The following is a 1,267-nucleotide window of genomic DNA, read 5'->3' as shown; positions in this document are numbered from 1 at the left end:
GGCCCGAAAGAAAGGTAGGAGGCCATGACGAAAGGTCTGCACGTGCCTTCCGAGATCGGCAAGCTCAGGAAGGTCTGCCTGCACCGTCCCGGCGACGAGCTCCTCAACCTGCCGCCCGACGAGCTCGAGCGACTCCTGTTCGACGACGTCCCGTTCCTGGAGGTCGCGCAGCAGGAGCACGACACCTTCGCCCAGATCCTGAGGGACCAGGGCGTGGAGGTGCTCTACCTCGAGAACCTCGTCGCAGAGGTGTTCGACCAGGTCCCCGGCGCCCGCGCCGAGTTCACCGACCAGTACATCGCCGAGGCAGGCATCCGCGGCCAGCACATGCCGCAGATCGTCCGCGAGAAGCTGGACTCCATCGAGGACAACTTCGAGTTCGTCAAGAAGACCATGGCCGGCATGACCAAGGCCGAGATCGACATGCCCCTCACGGCGTCCACGACCCTCGACTCCCTGGTCAACTCCGAGTCCGAGTCCGACCTGATCATCGACCCGATGCCCAACCTCTACTTCACCCGCGACCCGTTCGCGGTCGTCGGCGAGGGCGTCAACCTCAACCGCATGTACTCGGTCACCCGCAACCGCGAGACCCTGTACGGCAAGTACGTCTTCAAGTACCACCCCGACTACAAGGACGTCTCCCTGTACTTCCGCCGCGACTGCCAGTTCCACACCGAGGGCGGCGACGTGCTGAACATCAACGAGAAGACCCTCGCCGTCGGCATCTCCCAGCGCACCCAGGCCGCAGCCATCGACGTCATGGCCCAGAACATCTTCTGGAACTCCGACTCCAAGGTCGAGCGCATCCTGGCCTTCGACATCCCCGTCTCGCGCGCCTTCATGCACCTCGACACGGTCTTCACCCAGATCGACGTCGATAAGTTCACGATCCACCCCGCCATCATGGGCACCCTGCGCGTCTACGAGCTGACCGCCGGCAAGAACCCGGGCGACGTGAACATCCGCCTGATCGAGGACACCCTCGAGCACGTCCTGGAGGACGCCACCGGCGTCGACCAGGTCAAGCTGATCCCCTGCGGCGGCGGCGACCCGATCGCGGCCTCCCGCGAGCAGTGGAACGACGGCTCCAACACCCTGTGCGTCGAGCCCGGCAAGATCTGCGTCTACGCGCGCAACACCGTCACCAACGACGTGCTGTACAAGGAGGGCCTGGACCTTCTCGTCGTGCCCTCCGCCGAGCTCTCCCGCGGCCGTGGCGGCCCGCGCTGCATGAGCATGCCCTTCTGGCGCGAGGACCTCTAAG

The 1,267-nt window shown here is 65.2% G+C and carries 1 protein-coding gene; it reads left to right on the top strand.

What is annotated here, in order from left to right:
• Positions 1-24 precede the first annotated feature (24 nt).
• On the top strand, positions 25-1,266 hold the full coding sequence (gene arcA / locus DW180_RS10075; protein WP_118238523.1) for an arginine deiminase: 1,242 nt from the start codon (positions 25-27) through the stop codon (positions 1,264-1,266).
• Position 1,267: the final 1 nt, after the last annotated feature.

It is taken from the genome of Collinsella sp. AM16-21 (assembly GCF_003471905.1).
Lineage (GTDB): Bacteria > Actinomycetota > Coriobacteriia > Coriobacteriales > Coriobacteriaceae > Collinsella.
This window is presented reverse-complemented; position numbering and strand designations above follow the sequence as displayed.

Coding starts and splice junctions, on each gene's coding strand:
- arcA (WP_118238523.1), top strand. CDS start 25: ATGACGAAAGGTCTGCACGTGCCTTCCGAGATCGGCAAGCTCAGGAAG.